Source organism: Alcaligenes nematophilus (assembly GCF_026344155.1).
GTDB classification, from domain to species: domain Bacteria; phylum Pseudomonadota; class Gammaproteobacteria; order Burkholderiales; family Burkholderiaceae_B; genus Alcaligenes; species Alcaligenes phenolicus.
In genome coordinates, this window is the sequence record NZ_JAPKMZ010000001.1 from 555,841 (window position 1) to 575,431 (window position 19,591).

Here is a 19,591-nt window from a genome sequence, read left to right on the forward strand (position 1 = left end):
ATAACTCTTAAGTCGGGCTCAGACGTCCAGATCGGCCAAATTGCCTTTTTCTTCCAACCAGGCTCGGCGGGCCGAGGCCTCACCCTTGCCCATCAGCATGGTGAACATGGCTTGGGTATCGCTCAGGCCATCCTCGCCCCAATGCACAGGCAGCAAGCGGCGGGTGTCCGGATTCATGGTGGTATCCCACAACTGCTCCGCACTCATTTCACCCAGACCTTTAAAGCGGCTGATGCTCCAGGACTCGTTACGTATACCTTCGTTGCGCAGCTTTTCCAGTGTCGCGTCCAGCTCGCCCTGATCCAGACAGTAGATCTTGCGAGCCGGGCGTTTGCCGGCGGCAGGCACGTCTACGCGGAACAAGGGGGGACGCGCCACATACACGTGGCCCGCCTCGATCAGTTTGGGGAAGTGACGGAAGAACAGCGTCAACAACAGCACCTGAATGTGCGAGCCGTCCACGTCCGCATCAGACAGGATACAGATACGGCCATAACGCAAACCGGACAGATCCGGCTCGGACTGGGCGTCGTGCGGGTCCACGCCGATCGCCACGGAAATATCGTGAATTTCCTGGTTAGCGAACAAGCGGTCCTTATCGACCTCCCAAGCATTCAGAACCTTGCCGCGCAGGGGCAAGATAGCCTGAAATTCCTTGTCACGGCCCATCTTGGCCGAACCGCCAGCCGAGTCACCCTCGACCAGAAACAGTTCCGAACTTTCCAGATCGTGCGACTCGCAATCCGTCAGCTTGCCGGGCAACACGGCCACGCCCGAGCTCTTGCGTTTCTCCACTTTCTGCGCCGAACGGGTACGGGCCTGAGCCTGACGCACCGCCACTTCAGCCAATTTGCGACCCTGATCCACATTGGCATGCAGATGCAGTTCCAGCGCATTGCGCACATAGCCACTGACCAGACGCACGGCATCACGGCTATTGAGCTTTTCCTTGATCTGCCCTTGAAACTGCGGGTCCAGCACTTTGGCCGAGAGCACAAAGCTGGCACGGGCAAAGACGTCCTCGGCCTGCAGCTTGACGCCTTTGGGAATCAGGCTATGCAGTTCGGCAAAACTGCGCACGGCTTGATACAAGCCATCGCGCAAGCCCGATTCGTGTGTTCCCCCCGCTGGGGTTGGGATCAGATTGACATAGGACTCACGCACAATATTGGAGTCCAGCGCCCAGGCCACCACCCAATGCGCACCTTCGCCGGCGGAGAAATTATCGTCATCTTGCGGGGCGTACTGGCGGCCTTCAAACAGGGGAACCAGCAGCTCCACCCCTTCCATTTCCTCCTGCAGGTAGCCGCGCAAACCGTCCTCGTAGCGCCACTGCTGGCGCTGACCGGTTTTTTGCTGCACCAGTTCCACCGTCACGCCTTCCAGCAGGACGGCCTTGCTATGCAGGATATGAGTCAGTTGGGCCAGGGGAATCTGGGCGGAGTCAAAATATTTGGCATCGGGCCAGACCCGCACACGGGTACCCGTCTTGCGCTTGGCCACCGTGCCCGTTTGGGTCAGGGGCTGCTCCAGCTCGCCGTCGGCAAACACAATCTCGTTAGCCTGGCCATCGCGCCAGACCAGCACTTCCAGACGGCGCGACAAGGCGTTGGTCACCGACACACCCACCCCGTGCAAACCACCAGAAAAGGCGTAGGCACCGCCATTGAGCTTGTCGAACTTGCCCCCGGCGTGCAGTCGCGTGAACACCAGTTCAACCACCGGCGCATTTTCTTCAGGGTGCAAGCCAACAGGAATACCGCGCCCGTCATCCTCAACCTGTATGCCGCCGTCCTCCAGCAAGGTGACAGTCAGTGTGCGGGCAAAACCAGCCAGGGCTTCGTCGGCCGCGTTATCGATGACCTCCTGCACAATATGCAGGGGATTATCCGTGCGGGTATACATGGCCGGGCGCTGACGGACCGGTTCCAGCCCTTTGAGCACCCGTATAGAAGATTCGTCGTAACGTGTAGTAGACAACTTGATTCCCGGTAGATCGTACAGAAAAACGCTATTTTACGAGTGGTTAGGCGCCAGTGGGGAAACGCTTTATTGGCGCGCGTTGCGCAGCGAATGCACATTATCAACCAGACGCAATGGTATCCTGTCAAAAATTGGCAACAAGACCGTCGCAATTGGCCGTAGAATACATTGTGCTCAGGTCACGCCACACGTATAGTTTTTCGTTATCCTCACTTTTTTTGTATCTAGCCATGAGCGACTCCATTAAACACATCACGGACGCCTCCTTTGAGTCTGACGTCCTTAACGCCGACCTCCCCGTTCTGGTCGATTACTGGGCTGCCTGGTGCGGTCCCTGTAAAATGATTGCCCCTTTGCTTGATGAGGCAGCCGAACTGTACCAAGGTCGTGTTATCATCGCTAAGCTCAACGTCGATGAAAATCCCGACACCCCAGCTCAATATGGTGTTCGCGGTATTCCAACGCTCATGCTGTTTAAAGACGGCAAAGTGGCCGAAACTAAAGTCGGTGCACTTTCCAAGTCCCAACTTAGCGCGTTTCTCGACAGCTCCCTGTAATCTCTGATTAACCGCACGCAGGCCCTTCGCTGGCCTGCGGTCTGCTGCTGAAAGCCCTTCCCCACTCCCATGCACCTGAACGAATTAAAAGCTCTGCACGTCTCGCAGCTGCTAGAAATGGCTGCCACTCTGGAAATCGACAACGCGAACCGCTTGCGCAAGCAAGAGCTGATGTTCGCCATCATGAAAAAGCACGCCAAAAAGGGCGAGCAGATTTTCGGCGACGGGGTGCTTGAAGTCCTGCCTGATGGTTTCGGCTTTCTGCGTTCGCCAGAAACCTCTTACCTGGCCAGCACAGACGATATCTACATCTCCCCTTCGCAGATACGTCGTTTCAATCTGCACACGGGTGACTCCATTGAAGGTGAAGTGCGCACCCCTAAAGACGGCGAGCGCTACTTTGCCCTGGTAAAAGTTGACAAGGTTAACGGCATGCAGCCTGAGGCCATCAAACATCGCATCATGTTTGAGAACCTGACGCCGCTGCACCCGGACCAGCCCATGCGCCTGGAGCGCGACATCAAAAGCGAGGAGAACATCACAGGCCGTATCCTGGATATCTTCTCGCCTATCGGTAAAGGCCAGCGCGCCCTGATCGTGGCCAGCCCCAAATCCGGTAAAACCGTGATGATGCAGCACATGGCTCACGCCATCACGACCAATTACCCCGAGGCCATCATGATCGTCCTGCTGGTGGACGAGCGCCCCGAGGAAGTAACCGAGATGCAGCGCACGGTGCGCGGCGAAGTGGTGGCCTCCACCTTTGACGAACCCGCCACACGTCACGTGCAAGTGGCCGAGATGGTCATTGAAAAGGCCAAACGCCTGGTTGAATTGAAAAAAGACGTGGTGATCCTGCTGGATTCCATTACCCGTCTGGCTCGCGCCTACAACACTGTGGTCCCTGCTTCGGGCAAGGTTTTGACCGGTGGTGTGGACGCCAACGCCCTGCAGCGCCCCAAACGCTTTTTTGGCGCTGCCCGTAATCTGGAAGAAGGTGGCTCCTTGACCATCATCGGTACTGCCCTGATCGAAACCGGCAGCCGCATGGACGAAGTCATCTATGAAGAATTTAAAGGTACCGGCAACTCCGAAATCCATCTGGAGCGCCGTCTGGCCGAGAAACGTATTTACCCAGCCATCAACCTGAACAAATCAGGCACACGTCGCGAAGAGTTGCTGATCAAGCCCGACCTTCTACAAAAGGTCTGGGTTCTGCGCAAGTTCATCCATGGGATGGATGAAATTGAAGCCATGGAGTTTATCCTGGACAAAATCCGGGCCACAAAGACCAACTCCGAATTCTTCGACATGATGAAGAAGTAAATCGAACATCCTGCGCAAGCCTCTCTATACGAGAGGCTTGCTTGCGATGGGCGTATGATCGGGTGCATTCCCGTGCATCCATTCTTTCAATCTGCTGAGTTCGACTCGAGTTCTCAGTATTGCAAACAGAGTTCGCTTGCAATGAAATCTATCTCTCTAGAACAGTTCCTAGCCAGAGTGCAGTCCCGCGACCCCAACCAGCCTGAATTCATGCAGGCCGTTCGGGAAGTCATGACCAGCTTGTGGCCCTTCATCGAGAAAAACCCCCAGTACGCCGACCATGGTCTGCTCGAGCGTCTGGTCGAACCCGAACGTGCTATCCAGTTTCGTATTTCCTGGGTAGATGATCGCGGCCAGGTTCAGGTCAATCGCGGCTTCCGTATTCAGCACAGCAATGCCATCGGTCCTTTCAAGGGCGGCATGCGCTTTCACCCTTCGGTGAACCTGTCCATTTTGAAGTTTCTGGCGTTTGAACAGACCTTCAAGAATGCCTTGACCACTCTGCCCATGGGCGGCGGCAAAGGCGGCTCGGACTTTGATCCCAAAGGCAAGTCGGATGGCGAAGTGATGCGCTTTTGCCAGGCCCTGATCGTTGAGCTGTACCGTCACCTGGGCCCAGATACCGACGTTCCTGCTGGTGATATCGGCGTGGGCGCGCGTGAAGTGGGCTTTATGGCCGGCATGATGAAAAAACTCTCCAACAGCGCAGCCAGTGTGTTCACCGGCAAGGATTTGTGCTTTGGCGGCAGTTTGATTCGTCCTGAGGCCACCGGTTATGGCACCGTATATTTCGTACAGGAAATGTTGGCACGTAAAGGGCTATCCTTGGACGGCATGACAGTGTCCGTTTCCGGCTCGGGCAATGTGGCTCAGTACGCCATTGAAAAATGCCTGGATCTGGGTGCCAAAGTCGTTACCGTTTCCGACTCGCAAGGTTGCGTGGTGGACATGGATGGCTTTACGCGTGAAAAACTGGCTTCCCTGATGCACGTTAAAAATGTACAGCGTGGCAGTCTGGTCGATTACGCCCAGCAACATCACCTGCTGTACGAACAAGGCAAACGTCCTTGGCATATCCCTGTGGATGTCGCCCTGCCTTGCGCCACCCAGAACGAACTGGACGGCAAGGATGCAGAAATCCTGATCAAGAACGGTGTACGTTGCGTTGCCGAAGGTGCCAATATGCCCAGCACGCTGGATGCAGTCGATGCCTTTATCCACGCCAAGATCCTGTATGCCCCAGGCAAAGCCAGCAATGCGGGCGGTGTTGCCGTATCCGGTCTGGAAATGAGCCAAAACGCCCAGCGCTTGAGCTGGACACGCGAACAAGTTGACGCAAAGCTGCACTCCATCATGCGTGACATCCACGAAAATTGTGTGAACTATGGTCAAGAAAGCAACTTCATCAACTACGTTAACGGCGCCAATATTGCCGGCTTTGTCAAAGTCGCCAATGCCATGCGTCATCAAGGCGTTTATTAAGTTTTGCGCCTTGCTCAGTAGTCAAAAAAACCGCCCACAAGGCGGTTTTTTTTTGTTTCTGGCCCAACCGAAAGCGTCTATTGCAGGCTTGATGTTATCTGCCCTTGAAAGCTGTCTATGTTTCAGTCATCTGTGTAGAGCAAAAAAGCAGGCCCTTAGCCAAAACTCACTGATCTACAAACACAGCCAGGACGAAAACCAATCAACAGGCAATGACATCAAGGAAGAAGAATATCTCCCCGCTGTGCATAATACGGTCCAGCCCACCGAGCCAAAGGCCGATACGCCTCCAGATCCACTCTCCCTTTTTCGTCCATCAAGGATGAATCCACATGGAAGGCCAGCACTTCCAGAATATGCAGCTGGTTAACTCCCCGTCCCAAATCCACCACCTGATCCAGCCTGCACTCCATCTGCACGGCAGCGCCATCCAGACGAGGTACACGCACATGCTGACTGGGCACGAGGTGCATGCCCAACTCCTGTACCTCACTCTGGCCGGGCGGCAAAGCAGCAGCACTGGCATGTACCGCAGCCAGATCAGACTGACGACATAACTGCACCACACACTCTTTATTGGCCTGCAAATTACGGGCCGTATCCTTCAAGCTGCCATCCTCATTGCGGTTGATATTGATCGCCAGCATGGGCGGGCTGTGCGCCACATAGTTAAAGGAGCTGAACGGTGCCAGATTCACACTGCCCGACTCCTCCAAGGTACATACCCAGGCAATGGGGCGCGGTACGATCAGGGACGTCAGCAGGCGATAAGCCATGCTGTCGTCCATGCCTTCACACGGCAGGCTGCGATAGCCTGGTGATGGGTCATTCATGTGCATATAGGGCCTAAATGAAGAGCTGAATGGTGGGCAAATAGCCATCCACGCTCAGCAAGTCCACCCGCTTTTCCACGATCTCCCAAGCCTGATCGACGGCGCGCAAACGGTAAGAGGCAGTAGCGGGCAGAACCTCGGTTTTTTGCTTCTGATACTCCGAATAAATCAGATTGGTGCGCACGGTATAGCAGCCATCTTCATCAGGATGTTCGGACTGAACACGTGGATGTTGAATCACACGCAGACCACGTACGCCGGGTTGCAAGGAAAAGGCACGATGGTGCGACAGGCGGTCGATACGCAAGCGCATCAACATACGGTTTTCCAAGGCAATACTCATGCGCCCTTCCGGGCTTTCCTGGCCGGACTCACCAGGAATCCAGTACAGCCCATCCTGTGCGAACAGCTCGTACCATTCGTCAAAACGCCCCTCGTCCAGCAGGGCGTTCTCTTGCCATACAAAGTCTTGCAGGCTTTGTTTCAGACTCTCCATTTGGCCCAGACGCTGGTTTTGCTGCGGATTCAATGGCTGCTGCGCCTCATGTTGATATTGCTGTTGCTGACCATCTTGCCATGCATGCTCTCCTCGACCGCTACGCTGGCCCTGCTCTTGCCCCATCCCCATCATTCCTGCTCCTGCTGCTTCATGCCTTGCTTCCAGGCACGGTATTGGTTGCGTATGACCCATTCATTATTCGCGTCGTCAAAGCTGCCCTTGCCCTGCTCGCCTTCTTGCGCATCGTATTGACGCAGCAGATTCACCCACGGATTGCCTTGGGCTTTCAGGCTGGCTTGCTGGCTCTCGAACAAGTGCACATCATCATGGGCGACGACGCTCATGGGGGAATACACCAGACGGCTGTACGTCAGGCCGCGATCCAGCATTTCACGCGGCGCTCCTTTGGGCTGAAACACCCATACTTCCAGCAAAGTGCGATCAACCGCTAAAGGTCGCAATACACGAATAATCTGCGGCGAACCCTTGGCTGCCATGCTGGGGTAAAACACCACATTTTGTGGATTGAAACCCAGCACCCGAGCCGCTTTTTCCTCGCCCCAGGCTTCGTTCATCATGGCCTCGTAGCCCGGAATCCCGGAGTAGTCGGTATGAATGCTGAACTTGGTGCCCAGGATGCTGTGCCCGTTCGGGTAGGTTTCCACGCCCATACGTGAATAGAAGTCGTAGCCCGAACCGAAGGGCAGCAATTGCTCCAGTGCGGTAGGGTCTTCTTCCTTGAACACTTCACCCACTTTGGCTGCCGAGCTGGAGGCCGACTCATGCGTGGAGATGGGATGCACGGTGTCGTTGATGTTCTCCATGTACATCTTCCAGTTGCAGTTGATGACGGTACGAATCGAACCGCCTGCCACCTGCAACTCCCCTTCCGGAGAGCGATCCGCCATATTGTCCAAAGCCTGCAGCACATCCCCGAAATACTCTTGCAGGCTGAAACCTTCCTTGCTGAGGCGGGCAAACACAAAGCCCCGATAGCTTTCTACCGCCCCCGGTGTGGACAGGCCGCCCGCAGCCGGACATTGCGAAAACTCCGTGTTTTCATAGGCATTTTTCAGCGGCACCGCCAGCAGCGAGCCATCCAGCTTGTAGGTCCAGGCGTGGTACGGACAACGCAGCATCTTGCCCACATTGCCGCTGGGTTCGCTGACCAGTCTGGCCCCCTTGTGAGCGCAACGGTTCATCACCACCCGCACCGAGCCATCGCTATGGCGCAGCATGATGACGGGGCTTTGTGCCAAGGTCACCGAGACATAATCGCCCGTTTTGGGCACCTGACTTTCATGGCCCACATAGAGCCAGGCACGGCTGAACAGCCGTTCCATTTCCAGTTGAAAGACATCCTCGTCCAGATAGGCATCCCGATGGACCTGATGGTCCTGGGTCAGGCCCGACAAGGCGGCCTCGTTATTGGCATAACTCATAGTGCTTCCTGTAAATACGAGTAAAACGGGATTCAGACCGCCATAGCGGGTACTAAGGCGGGTGCAGCCTCACTCACGGTTTGGGATGGACAGTCCAAAGGCGCAGGCCAGATCTGGCTGGAATCATCCGGCGGCACACTGCCCAGCAAAAGACGGGTATAGGGATGCTGCGGGTCGGCAAACACCTCGGCGCTATTTCCTTGCTCCACGACTTCACCGTTTTTCATCACCAGCACTCGTGTGCACAAATAGCGAATCACGGACAAGTCGTGCGAGATGAACACCACCGCAACGCCCAACTCCTTATTCAGTCGCAGCAAGAGATTCAAAATCAGCGCCTGCACCGACACATCCAGACCGGACACAATCTCGTCCGCCACCAGCAGACGCGGCTGCACACATAAGGCGCGGGCAATGTTCACGCGTTGCTTTTGCCCGCCGGACAGCTCCGAGGGAAAACGCAAACCGGCATCCTGGGCAATGCCCACCTGCGCCATCAATTCATCGGCTTTCTGACGACGCTGCTCGGGCGTCATACCCGGCTGCAACTCCAGCACCTGCGTCACCAGCTGCTGCACGCTACGACGTGGGTTCAAGGCCGAGTCAGGGTCCTGAAACACCATCTGAATCGTTTGAGACAAGGACTCGCCTTGCCCTTTGGCAAACTGCTCGCGGGACTGACCTTGCACCAGCACTTGCCCACCACTAGGTTGCAACAAGCCCACCATCAAACGGGCGACAGTGCTTTTGCCACTACCGCTTTCCCCCACCACGCCAACCATCTCGCCGGGACGTACGCTCAAGGACAGGGGCCGCAAGGCATACATCAGGCTGCGGCGGCCGTTGCGTGTGACTCGGTAGCTGCGCTCCACATTCTGGAACTCCACCAGCGGCGCGGACTCATCAGACGGCCCTTGCGGCAAGACATGCAGCTGGGTTTGAGCAGCCGTATCGCGCGTCATACAGGGACCGGCACAACTTACCCAATGACCGGGTTTCACCGCTTCCAACTCTGGCGCGCGCTGTTCACAGACCGCATTACGCGTAGGACAACGACGGGCAAAACGACAGCCCGGCAGATCCCGCATGTCTTTCAAGCCCGGCATGATGTCGGCCAGCGACGGCAAGGCATACAAAGGGCCATTCAGTGCTGGCGTCGCATTCTTCAAGGCCCAGGAGTAAGGATGCAAAGGTGTATCCAAGACATCTGCAGCGGGACCTTGTTCAACCACATCCCCGGCATACAGCACGGCCACCTCGTCACAGACATGGGCAGCCATACGCAGATCGTGAGTGATCAGAATCACGGCGGTTTGATGCCGCTGCTGTACATCGCGCAGAATCCGGATGATTTGCGCTTGGGTAATCACGTCCAGCGCTGTGGTGGGTTCGTCGGCCACAATCAATTCCGGATCACCGGAAAAAGCCATGGCAATCAAAATGCGCTGACACTGCCCACCCGATAGCTCATGGGCATAGCGCCCCAGCATGGACGGCGGATCGGGCAGCCCCACCTCATGCAGACGCTCCAGGCAATATTGCTCGCGCGATGCGCGGGGAATGCCCAGTCGAGCCAAATGCTCGAACATCTGCTGGCGTATGGTCAGCACCGGATTCAACGAGGACAAAGGCTCCTGCGGCACAAAAGCCACTTTGCGACCCAACAGGCGGCGCATTTGCGCACCCGTCACCACCGAACCCTGAAAGCAGACCTGCCCTGAGGACAGACGCAGATTACTGGGCAACATGCCCGAGATTACCCGCCCTATCATGCTCTTGCCCGCGCCGGACTCCCCGACCAGCCCCAAGGTACGACCTGCCTGCACTGCAAACGAGACCTTGCGCAGCAGCTCGACCGATTGCCCTTGTACCGGCACCGAGACACTGACTTGCTTGAATTCAATAACCGGCACGCTCATCAGTGCGCTCCTCGTTGCTTGAGCCGAGGATCCAGCGTGGTGCGCAAACCATCACTCAGCAAATTGAAACCCAGCACTGCAAACACAATGCCAATTACCGGCGCCATCAGGCCCCAGCCCGCCTGGTAAATCTGGTCACGGCCATCGGCCAGCATCACGCCCCAGGCCACCACATCCGACGGAACAGAAAGGCCCACGAAACTGAGGATTGCTTCAACCACAATGGCCACGCCCATTTGCAGGCTGAACAAGGTGACGATCAGTGGCGCCACGCTAGGCAATACTTCACGCAACATGATGCGCAGATGAGAAAAGCCCAACAAATGCGCGGCATACACATAATCACGCTGACGCGCCACCAGCACTTCCGCCCGAACCACGCGATAAAAACGAGTCCAGTCCACCAGCACCACGGCCAGAATCACGTTGAACAGGCCCGTGCCCAAGCCCACCATCAACATCATGGAAAACACCACGGGCGGGAATGCCATCCACAACACCACCAGGGAGCTGACTCCTCGGTCGAACCAGCCACCGATATAGCCCGCCAAAATCGCCAGCACCGTACCCAGCACCATCGTGCCTGCCGCGGCGGTTACTGCCACCTGAAAGGCCACACGACTGCCATAAATCAGGCGCGACAAAATGCATCGGCCCAGGCCATCTGTTCCCAAGGGATACTGCGTCAGACCGCCCTCCTGCCAGGCCGGTGGCAAAAGTGTTGCCAGCAAATCCTGTGCATTGGGATCATTGGGCGCCAGCAAGGGAGCAAACAAGGCCACCAGGGCAAAGATCAAGACCAGAGTGCCGCCAAGCAGCACTTTGGGATGGGCCAGCACAGGCCGCAGCCGCGCTTGCCAGAAAGAATGGGGATGCGCGCTCATGCGGACCTCAAACGTGGATTCATAACGCTGTACAAGCCATCGACACAGAAGTTGACGGCCAGCACCATCAAACAGAACACCAGAGCCACGCCCTGAATCAGGGGAAGGTCGTGGTTCTTGATCGCTTGCACCATCAGATTGCCAATACCGGGAAAGGAGAAAATGACTTCAATCAGCAAGGTGCCGCCAAACAAAAAGCCAAATTGCACGCCGATCAAGGTCAAGGTAGGCAAAGCGGCATTCTTGAGCATGTGCACCAAGAGCACTCGCCACTCAGGCACACCGCGCAGACGGGCGACGTTCACGTATTGGCTGGTCGCCGTTTCAATCAGGCTGGAACGCAGGACGCGAATCACGATGGGGCTGAATGCCAGCGCCAAGGCCAGAGCAGGCAGAAGCAGATGCGAGAAGGCATCCCACCAGGCTTGCCATTGGCCACGTACCAGCAGATCAAACAGCAAAAAGCCCGTGCCGCCATCCACGGCGGGTGTCCCTTCCATCCGTCCCATAAAGGGCAAGACCGGAAACAGCACACCGAACACCACGATCAAAATAATGCCCCACAAAAAGGACGGCACTGACAGAAGCAGCACCAGCACAAAGTCGGCCACAAATTCGATCTTTTTCTTGTCCAGCAGGTACAGAACAATGCCGCCGGGAATGGAGATCAACAAAGCCATCAACAAGCTGATACAGGCCAGCTCCAGCGTGGGCGGCAAAGCCTGGGCCAGCAGACCGGTCACCGGCTGATGAAAGAAGATGGAGTTGCCCAGATTGCCGCGAAACACACCGCTCAACCAAACCTGGTACTGATGCAAGGCCGAACCATCCATGCCCAGCTCAACACGCAGTGCCTGTGCATCGGCTTCCGTGGCCGAAGGAGGCAGCATCATGCCCAGAGAGTCAGCGGGAATGACGCGCAGCATGAAGAACACGATCATGGACAGCAGGAACGCCGTCACCAGCACGAAGACGAGCTTGCGCGCCATCAGGAAGCAAACGTTTTTCATGAAGAGAACCGCAGGAGAAAATACGCCGGGTCAAACCCGGTAGACCACCCCGCAGCGCGAGGCTGCGGGGCGCATGAAAGGCTTACTGCCAGGAATATTCCTGCGGCAGGATGTAGCCTGTCTGATAGGTGTTGAGCTTCAAGCCCTTTTTATAGGCAATGGTGGAGATGGACTGCAGCACCGGCAGACTCCAGGCCTGTTCCGCGGCTTCACGATTCAGCGCCTGATAGCCGGCTACTCGCTTGTCCTCGTCCATCTGACGGTTCAGCTCATCCAGCGTGCCCGCCAGACGCTCTTCTTTCCAGGTGGAAAAACGCAGGCGCGGGTCCAGAATGCGGCCCGTGAAAATCTCCGGATCGCCAGTTGCATTAGCCCAGCTGTACAGCATCACACCCGTCAATTTGGACGAATGACTCAGCTCCAGATACTTGGCCACAGTAATTTCTTCAACCGTGGTCTGCACACCGATCTGGCTCCACATCTGCGCCACCGCACGGGCCACGTCATAGTCCGAAGGGAAGGTGTTATTGGTGGAGTACAAGGTAATGGTCAGCGGTTTTTCCGTGCTGTAACCCGCTTTGGCCAGTTCCTCTACCGCTGCTTTCTTGTCGAAGGGAATATTCAGATCCGGTACATCACCAGGCGAGCCTTTGGTGGCCAGAACCGACAAGGGCTGGGCGACATTTTTGTAAAAGGCACGAGACAGACCAGCTTTGTCGATCGCCATATTCATGGCGCGACGCACATGCACATCCTTGAAGCTGTCTACATAGCTGGGCATTTGCAGAATGTAGATCTCGCTATAGGGGTAGACCTTGGCTTCCAGCTTGGGATTCTTTTCCAGGCGGGTAATTTCGCGCACCGGAATCTGTACCGAGACATCTGCCCGACCGGACTCAACCGCAGCAACACGCGCCGAGGAATCCGGCACGATTTCAAACACGACCTGCTTCAGGTCTGGCGCACCTTGCCAGTAGTCCTCAAAGGCTTCCAGGGTGATACGGGAACCACGCTGATAATCGCTCAGCTTGTAGGGGCCTGCGCCAATTGGACGCTTCAGGAACTCCTCTTCCCCCACCTTCTCGAAATAGGCTTTGGGCAGGATATAGGCCGACAAGAAGGCCAGGCCTTTGGGGGCCGTTGGCGTGGGCGAGCTGAAATGGATAATGGCTTCCAGCGGGCCGGTGACTTCCACCGACTTCAGGGTGGGCAGCATACCGTTCAGGGCCAGGGTTTTCTTGTTGATCGCACGATCAAAGGTGAACTTCAAGTCTTCAGCCGTCATGTCGCTGCCGTCATGGAATTTCACCTTGTCGCGCAGCTTCACCTTCAGGGCCTGGCCTTGCTCGTCCGCCCATTCCCAGGACTCGATCAGACGCGGTGCCACCTTCAAATCGTCACCCACAAACAGGGGTGAATCAAACACGGCCTTGTAAATCGACTGGCCCGCCGGAAAGGTAACCGAGGTCGGATCCCAGGACGGGATATCGACCGGGAAAGCAATTTTCAACTCGCTCCCGGCTGCCTGGCTGACCGTCCCCCAGCCCATCATCAAGGCTGCCCCCAAGGCCAGCCCCATTACGCTTTTTCGCAACGCTTTCACCATTTGTCCCCTTTTGTTATGCACTTCATTCCAGCGTTAGTCCGCCTTGCTAAAAAGTATATATTTTATTCTTAAATTAAATAGATAATGGTTTTCCCTATAATTTATTTGCTTTAATATCAATCTATTATCTAAAAACAAAACAATATACTTTTACTTTAAAATGACAGAATTCAGAGACAGATTAAGCTGGGATACGGCACAGGGCCAGATTTTGGACGACGATCGGCGCTACTTGATGATGCGTGTCGACGTGTTGATGGGGCTGTTTCGCCGGCTGGATGAACCCGCCCGAACACAGGCGCTAGATGCATTGGGGCAGGCCGTAATGGAACAAGGTGGTTTGTCAGCCAAGGCGTATTGGGAAGCCATCAATCACGACCCGCAGGCCTTGCTGCACAGCATTGCCGATATCTCGGCTCAGCTGGGTTGGGGGAACTGGGACATTCAAACAAAGGCCACGGGAGCCTTGCAGGTCCGCGTGAAAAACAGTCCCTTTGCATGGGGATTTGGCCCCCATGATCGGCCCCTGTGCCGCCCTATCGTTGGTATGCTTACAGCCGTCGGCCAACTGATCTACGATCAGCACGTCCAGGTGCAGGAAACACACTGCTGCGCACAGGGATTTCATGCCGACTGCCTGTTCACCGTCTTGCCCAAAACCAATGAATAAAAACCAGCCTGCCGCCCCCAAACTGAACATACGCCAGCAGGTCTACAAACACCTGCGCAGCCGCATGCGCAGTGGCGACATCAGCTATGACGACCGTCTGGTCGACCATGAAATTGCTGCTGAACTGCAAGTCTCACGCATGCCTGTGCGCGAAGCCTTGCTGCAACTGACCAACGAAGGATTGCTGGAGGGCACCTCACGCGGCTTCATGCTGCGGCGCTTTACTCCGGCCGATATTGCGCAGATTTTTGAAATACGCATGTTGCTGGAACCCGAAGCAGCCGCTGCTGCCTGCTTGCAGGCCAATCTGGAAGGGTTGGCCTTGATGAACAAGGCTGCCAATGCCTCAGAAAAAGCCCATGCCGCCGCCGACCCCATGCAGTACATGATTGCCAACGATGCGTTTCGGGAAAGCTGGATTTCGCTATGCCCCAACCCGCACTTGAGCACCATGATTTTTCGTCTGAGTGATCACGTGGAAGCGGTACGTCTGGCTACCTTGCGCGACACGCGCTATCGGGAGCTCTCCATGCAGGCAACCCGAGGCATCCTGCAATCTTTTCTGGACAAGGACCCAGAACAGGCACGCGAGCATGTACGCACGAATCTGCGCCATGCGTCCATGAGCTATTACGCGACACTGGATGAAATGCTGGAGCGTCAGACCGGCTAGGGATCCTGCCGCTGCCGGTATCTGCCCGGTGATCAGGGCTGTGCTTTCTGATCCACAGCCGTTGCAATGGCCTTGCCAATCGTGGCGATGGCCGCATTGCGCTCTTCCATGGAAGCCTTGGTTTCCGTGATGTAGACGGCAGCCACCAGCGGCGCACGTCCAGGGGGCCACATCACCGCCACGACACCGCGTGTGCCGTAAGCCGCTGCCCCGGTTCGGTCTGCCACAGTCCAGCTTTCCGGGACGCCAGCCCGCAGCAAAGGCCCACCCACTTCGTTATGGCGCAGCCAGTCAATCAAGCGATCACGATCTGGGGCTTTAAGCGCATCGCCCAAAACCAGATTCTGCAAGGTATGCACCATGGCTTGCGGGGTTGTTGTATCCCGTGGATCACCAGGCGTAGCTTCATTCAAGCTGGGCTCGTTGCGATCCAGACGCGTCACCGTGTCACCCACGCTGCGTAGAAAGGACGTGATCGCTTCAGGCCCGCCCAGCATCTCCAGAACCCCATTGGCCGCAGTATTGTCGCTGTTGCGCATCGTGATCGCACACAATTGCGACGCTGGCACATGCTGTCCTATCAGGTTTTCTGTCGTCGGGGCGTAAGATTGAATGGCCTCTTCCTTGACCAGCCAGGCGGTCTTCATGGCACCCGGCCCTCGGGCCAACAACGCCGCGCAGATCAAGGCCTTGCTGGTACTGGCCATAGGGAAGCGTTCATCGGCACGGTATTGCCACAACTGCCCATCTGTCGTATCCAGTACAGCCAGTCCGACACGGGCCTGCAAGGATTGTTCGACCACTTGTGCGGCCTGAGCCACAGGATGCGTTTGCGCTCCAAGCGCATGGAACGGCAGGCTCGCCACGAGCAAGGTCGCTGCCAGTTGTTTCAGTCTCTGTGCGCTCATCGGCCCATCCTTTGCATAAGGGTTAAAACACGGAAAAGCCTGGCTGCAACCCTGACAACAAGCGACGCGAATCGTTTGGGTGAGGCGCTTGCCATCAAGGCTCGATCCGAGGCTGTTTCTCTTGTTTCGCGCTACCAACCGCAGGGACTTCCAACTCTTTGAGCTGGGGATCATCCATCTTGCCTGTTACCGCATACGTGACAGACAGGTGACTGCTCATCGGAATCTGCATCAGCCACTGTGTCAGCAAGGCCCCAACTCCCACCATCGGGTTGACAGTAAAGTACGCTGCAATCGCCGCACCGCTCATATCCAGATTCGGGTCTACCACCGCAATCAAATCCAGCGTCTCATCCCGGATATCAATCCAGCCTTTCAGGCTGATCGCCCCTGCCGGCCCCTTGATCTGATAATTATCCAGCTCCAGCTTGCCCTGCGACAGATTCATGCGCCCGGTCAGGCTATCGAACGCAAAGCCTTGTTTCACCGCCCCAAACAAATCCAGATCCAGACGGCTCAAGCGCGAGATGGACTGCAAGCTAAGCAGTTCCAGCAATTTGGCCGAACGCGACTTCAGACTGATAAAGCGCCCTTTGCGCAAATCCACATTGAACTGGCCACGGATGTTGCGCTTGTCAAAAGACCAGGGAAAGTCGCTCCAGAACAAGGCCGCCTGTACCGTGCCGTCACCATCCTTGATGGACTCGGTCAGCAAGCCACTGACATCCACAAACTGTCCCAAATTGCTTACCTGGCTGTTTGCCACCAACTCCAGGCCACGCTGCGGCCCACTCAATGCCAAAGAGCCGTAACCATTCAGCTGCATACCCTGGGCATTCAGAGAAATGTTTTCCAACGTCCACTTTTGTCCCTTTCCAGCGGGCTTGCCCTTGGCTTCCAGCTTGCCAAAGCGAACACCCTGAATCTGCAAATCATCCACCTTGAACGAGATCGCGGGCAAACGCAGGTCGTCATTCATGGGCAAGTCGGCGTCGGGCCAAGCCCAATCAGGCCTGCCACTGTCAATGTACAGATGGGAGAAGTTGGCATTGAACATGCCGGTGTAGTGGCCACCTTGATGCTGCGCCTGCAAACGCCCTTCGGCCTGCTTGGCCTTCATGCTTAGAAACAGTCTGCCAGCGGCATCTTCCGTGCTTTCCATTTCCAGCTGATCCAGCAGTTGCCCTCGGAAAAACGCCTGATCCGCTTTCAGACGCACCCGCTCCAGCAAAGGCAGCAAGGGGCGGGCCGAAGGAGGTAAGGGACTGCCATCCAGATTCTGGCCAAACTCCCCCACCACCCTTTCCCAGGCATCCAGGTCCATACGATCATAGCGACTATGTAATTCAAAACCGCGTTGGGGCCAATTCACCAATCCCGGTGTTCCCATGCTGCCACTTTGAAAGTAGCTGCCATCACGGGAACCTTGAGCGTGCAGCAGGTTCAGCAAAAAGCTCTGTCTGTCCTCCAAGCTGATTTGCAGACGGTCCATCTTGGCGACGGAATCGCTACTCCAATCCGCCTTCAGTTTGGCCGCACGCTCGGCAGGCTTGTGGAAAGGTTCAGGCAAATTCAGTGCCAAACCTGTCAGGTTCGACTCGGCCCCAAAAGAAAAAGCGCCCTTGGCGTCTAGCTTCATCAACACGCTATAAGGTGTCTGACCCTGCAAACGCTGCAAGCCCTTCAACTCCAGGTATTGCTCCAGGCCTTTGGCCGTCAGCACACCATTCAGGCGTAAACCGGGTTTGCCGGGCTCCAGCACACCGCTGATCTGGGTGTCGCCGCCCAGCATCTTGCCCGTCAAGGTTTGGGCACTGACGCCTTTTTCACTAAAGGCCAGCTCACCTTTCAACGCTGTAAACGAAGGGGCTTCAGGCATGTACTGAAACTCGCCATTGTTCATCTGGATTTGGCCCTGTACCTGGGCTTCATCAGCATTATCCAAAGGAATCTGCAACTTGACCGGTACGGTCCAATCCCCTTTGACACGGCTGTCGGCCAGCAAGCCATCCAGCAAGGCATTCAAGGGGGATTGATGCACCAGGGCCAGATAACTGGTCGCCGGTGCCTGGGACAGACCTTCCAGCTTCAGAAAGCTGTTTTGCTCCAAGGAGGTAATGTGGGTCTGAATATCGCGCAGCACGATATCCTGCTGCTTGGCAATCGGCATGCGCGCCTGCTGAGCCACAATATCCAGATTGTCGTTATGCATGCGTATGCTGCCCTGCACGCCTTCCAGACGCGGCCAGGCCAACCGCTTGGGACGGGCGGGCTGATAATCCACAATTCCCTGATCCAAAGCCCCCGCCACTTCAAAGCTGCCATCCTCCGGACTCAAGCCATACGGGAAGGTATCCAGGCCGCCTTGCAGACGGATTGTCCCGTCTCGTACCGCCCCCTGCACCAATCCAGCTTGCATCCATTCACGCGCCAGAGGATTGACCGTCAAAGGCAGGTAATTCACCAAAGCCGCCAGATTCAGGTGTTTGAACTGCCCCTGCCAGTCAGCCACACCGGCCTCGAACGTGGCATCCTCGCGCCAGCTACCTGTCAACTGTGCATCCAGATCAGGATTACGCAAAGCCAGATTCATTTTGCTGACGCTCAGTCTGGCCTGCTCATCCCGGTGGACGGTGCCTTGAGCATTGAGCTGATCCACAGCCAAATACTGGGCAAACAGATCCGGCACACGCAGACCAAAACTGTTCATCGACAAGGCCCACTGCACATCACCACTTTGCTTGCCTTGGGCCAGCGCCTGCATATCATTCAGCCCCCCCGCCAGTTCCAGATTGGCTTGCTGCAGTTGCAGGCGATCATCGCTATCGGTGAGCACCGCCACATCACGCAACTGGGCGGCCATCTGCATCTGTACGGTCTGGGCCGCTTTAGGCTGAGTGGCTTGAGCGCGCACATCGACCCAGCCCTTGTCCAGGGCCACAGGCACATCCAGCCAAGGGCGCAGCGCAGGAGCATCCACCCCTTTAGCCTGAACCGTCAGTTCCCAGGGCAGGTCCATCACATCCACACTCTCGGGCAGACGACGCTTGCCCTGCACACGCAAGGCCAAAGCCAGGGACTCGCCCAAATTGGCGGGCAAGGCTGTCGCCAGATTGACCTCATGCCAGCCCTGCCTGTAGCCGATCTGCAATTCAATCGAAGGCAGACTCAAGACAGGCGCGCCACGCAGATCATCCTGCCATTGCAAGGACGTACCATGAATGCGAATGCCACGCTGCTCCAGCAACCAGCGAACCGGTCCTTGCCAGGCTTCGGGTTCGGACGGGGCACTCTCATCATTCAGATCCAGCACCTGACCCATCACCAGAATCTGACCCTGGGGGTCGCGCCGCACCGGGATCGTCAAACCTTGCACATCCAGCTGGCGCAATTGCAGCGAGCCGCTGAACAAGGACTTCCAGCTGATATCGGCTTGCAGTTTGGGCAGGTGCAACATGGGCTCCTGCCCAGGTTCTGCCAGCGACAGGTTTGTCACGGAAAGATGGGGATTCCAGCCCTGCCAGTCGCCTTTTAATTCTTGGATCTGGACTTGCAGGCCGGTTTGCTCACTGATTTTCTGCACCAGATAGGGACGCAGATTATCCAGTTGCGGCACGAGCAAGTAACGTAGCCCGACAAGGCCTAGCATCAGCGCAAAATAGAGCACTAGCGCCAGTCGCACAAGCCCTCGAACTACCATGCAATCAATTCCCGAGTATAGTTAGATGCGGTCATTTCCGGCCTAGTCAGACAAGTCATTTCACTTGTCGTTCCCCCTTATCCGAAAAGCCTCTTATCG

Annotated in this window: 15 protein-coding genes; 5 read left to right on the forward strand and 10 right to left on the reverse strand. The window is 56.4% G+C overall.

Annotation, left to right across the window (positions count from 1 at the left end; genetic code table 11):
• Positions 1–18: 18 nt before the first annotated feature.
• Positions 19–1,980, reverse strand: coding sequence for a DNA topoisomerase IV subunit B (locus OSH04_RS02680; RefSeq protein ID WP_035272235.1), 1,962 nt, complete (start codon positions 1,978–1,980; stop codon positions 19–21).
• Between the two features lie 233 nt (positions 1,981–2,213).
• Between OSH04_RS02680 and trxA the strand changes: the two genes are divergently transcribed.
• The 3 genes from trxA (at position 2,214) to gdhA (ending at position 5,348) form a co-directional block, all read left to right on the forward strand.
• The gene (trxA, locus tag OSH04_RS02685; protein WP_009455930.1) at positions 2,214–2,540 is read left to right on the forward strand and encodes a thioredoxin TrxA; all 327 of its coding nucleotides are present in this window, start codon (positions 2,214–2,216) and stop codon (positions 2,538–2,540) included.
• Between the two features lie 69 nt (positions 2,541–2,609).
• Positions 2,610–3,866, forward strand: a complete 1,257-nt coding sequence (gene rho, locus OSH04_RS02690) for a transcription termination factor Rho (RefSeq protein ID WP_009455931.1) — start codon at positions 2,610–2,612, stop codon at positions 3,864–3,866.
• Between the two features lie 141 nt (positions 3,867–4,007).
• Positions 4,008–5,348 (forward strand): NADP-specific glutamate dehydrogenase, encoded by a 1,341-nt coding sequence (gdhA, locus tag OSH04_RS02695; RefSeq protein WP_009455932.1) that lies wholly within the window; start codon positions 4,008–4,010, stop codon positions 5,346–5,348.
• A gap of 218 nt (positions 5,349–5,566) precedes the next feature.
• Here the strand turns inward: gdhA and OSH04_RS02700 are convergent, their stop codons facing one another.
• From OSH04_RS02700 to OSH04_RS02730, 7 genes are all read right to left on the reverse strand, one after another.
• On the reverse strand, positions 5,567–6,181 hold the full coding sequence (locus OSH04_RS02700) for a flavin reductase family protein (protein WP_266107905.1): 615 nt from the start codon (positions 6,179–6,181) through the stop codon (positions 5,567–5,569).
• Between the two features lie 13 nt (positions 6,182–6,194).
• A complete protein-coding gene (locus OSH04_RS02705; protein WP_266107906.1) occupies positions 6,195–6,812 on the reverse strand; it encodes an aromatic-ring-hydroxylating dioxygenase subunit beta in 618 nt (205 codons plus the stop codon).
• Positions 6,809–8,122, reverse strand: a complete 1,314-nt coding sequence (locus OSH04_RS02710; protein ID WP_063690659.1) for an aromatic ring-hydroxylating dioxygenase subunit alpha — start codon at positions 8,120–8,122, stop codon at positions 6,809–6,811. The genes OSH04_RS02705 and OSH04_RS02710 overlap by 4 nt, the downstream gene beginning before the upstream one ends.
• A gap of 32 nt (positions 8,123–8,154) precedes the next feature.
• On the reverse strand, positions 8,155–10,041 hold the full coding sequence (locus OSH04_RS02715) for a dipeptide ABC transporter ATP-binding protein (protein WP_266107907.1): 1,887 nt from the start codon (positions 10,039–10,041) through the stop codon (positions 8,155–8,157).
• Complete coding sequence (locus OSH04_RS02720; RefSeq protein ID WP_266107908.1) at positions 10,041–10,925, reverse strand: ABC transporter permease; 885 nt, start codon at positions 10,923–10,925, stop codon at positions 10,041–10,043. The genes OSH04_RS02715 and OSH04_RS02720 overlap by 1 nt, the downstream gene beginning before the upstream one ends.
• Positions 10,922–11,935: an ABC transporter permease gene (locus OSH04_RS02725; RefSeq protein WP_026483510.1), complete on the reverse strand. Its 1,014-nt coding sequence runs from the start codon at positions 11,933–11,935 to the stop codon at positions 10,922–10,924. Before OSH04_RS02725 ends, OSH04_RS02720 begins: the two co-directional genes overlap by 4 nt.
• An 82-nt stretch (positions 11,936–12,017) precedes the next feature.
• Positions 12,018–13,538: an ABC transporter substrate-binding protein gene (locus OSH04_RS02730; protein ID WP_226348409.1), complete on the reverse strand. Its 1,521-nt coding sequence runs from the start codon at positions 13,536–13,538 to the stop codon at positions 12,018–12,020.
• A gap of 163 nt (positions 13,539–13,701) precedes the next feature.
• Here OSH04_RS02730 and OSH04_RS02735 point away from each other — a divergent pair, with 163 nt between their 5' ends.
• Both OSH04_RS02735 and OSH04_RS02740 read left to right on the forward strand, forming a co-directional pair.
• Complete coding sequence (locus OSH04_RS02735) at positions 13,702–14,211, forward strand: V4R domain-containing protein (protein ID WP_035272728.1); 510 nt, start codon at positions 13,702–13,704, stop codon at positions 14,209–14,211.
• Entirely contained in the window at positions 14,204–14,884 is a 681-nt protein-coding gene (locus OSH04_RS02740; protein ID WP_035272726.1) for a GntR family transcriptional regulator, read from the forward strand. The genes OSH04_RS02735 and OSH04_RS02740 overlap by 8 nt, the downstream gene beginning before the upstream one ends.
• Before the next feature lie 32 nt (positions 14,885–14,916).
• Here the strand turns inward: OSH04_RS02740 and bla are convergent, their stop codons facing one another.
• Both bla and OSH04_RS02750 read right to left on the reverse strand, forming a co-directional pair.
• Positions 14,917–15,792, reverse strand: a complete 876-nt coding sequence (gene bla, locus OSH04_RS02745) for a class A beta-lactamase (protein WP_266107909.1) — start codon at positions 15,790–15,792, stop codon at positions 14,917–14,919.
• A 94-nt stretch (positions 15,793–15,886) separates the two neighbouring features.
• Complete coding sequence (locus OSH04_RS02750) at positions 15,887–19,492, reverse strand: YhdP family protein (RefSeq protein ID WP_266107910.1); 3,606 nt, start codon at positions 19,490–19,492, stop codon at positions 15,887–15,889.
• Positions 19,493–19,591 lie beyond the last annotated feature (99 nt).

Bases quoted from the DNA above. Each gene is read 5' to 3' on its own strand.
- trxA (WP_009455930.1), top strand. From the start codon at position 2,214: ATGAGCGACTCCATTAAACACATCACGGACGCCTCCTTTGAGTCTGAC.
- rho (WP_009455931.1), top strand. From the start codon at position 2,610: ATGCACCTGAACGAATTAAAAGCTCTGCACGTCTCGCAGCTGCTAGAA.
- gdhA (WP_009455932.1), top strand. From the start codon at position 4,008: ATGAAATCTATCTCTCTAGAACAGTTCCTAGCCAGAGTGCAGTCCCGC.
- OSH04_RS02700 (WP_266107905.1), bottom strand. From the start codon at position 6,181: ATGAATGACCCATCACCAGGCTATCGCAGCCTGCCGTGTGAAGGCATG.
- OSH04_RS02705 (WP_266107906.1), bottom strand. From the start codon at position 6,812: ATGATGGGGATGGGGCAAGAGCAGGGCCAGCGTAGCGGTCGAGGAGAG.
- OSH04_RS02710 (WP_063690659.1), bottom strand. From the start codon at position 8,122: ATGAGTTATGCCAATAACGAGGCCGCCTTGTCGGGCCTGACCCAGGAC.
- OSH04_RS02715 (WP_266107907.1), bottom strand. From the start codon at position 10,041: ATGAGCGTGCCGGTTATTGAATTCAAGCAAGTCAGTGTCTCGGTGCCG.
- OSH04_RS02720 (WP_266107908.1), bottom strand. From the start codon at position 10,925: ATGAGCGCGCATCCCCATTCTTTCTGGCAAGCGCGGCTGCGGCCTGTG.
- OSH04_RS02725 (WP_026483510.1), bottom strand. From the start codon at position 11,935: ATGAAAAACGTTTGCTTCCTGATGGCGCGCAAGCTCGTCTTCGTGCTG.
- OSH04_RS02735 (WP_035272728.1), top strand. From the start codon at position 13,702: ATGACAGAATTCAGAGACAGATTAAGCTGGGATACGGCACAGGGCCAG.
- OSH04_RS02740 (WP_035272726.1), top strand. From the start codon at position 14,204: ATGAATAAAAACCAGCCTGCCGCCCCCAAACTGAACATACGCCAGCAG.
- bla (WP_266107909.1), bottom strand. From the start codon at position 15,792: ATGAGCGCACAGAGACTGAAACAACTGGCAGCGACCTTGCTCGTGGCG.
- OSH04_RS02750 (WP_266107910.1), bottom strand. From the start codon at position 19,492: ATGGTAGTTCGAGGGCTTGTGCGACTGGCGCTAGTGCTCTATTTTGCG.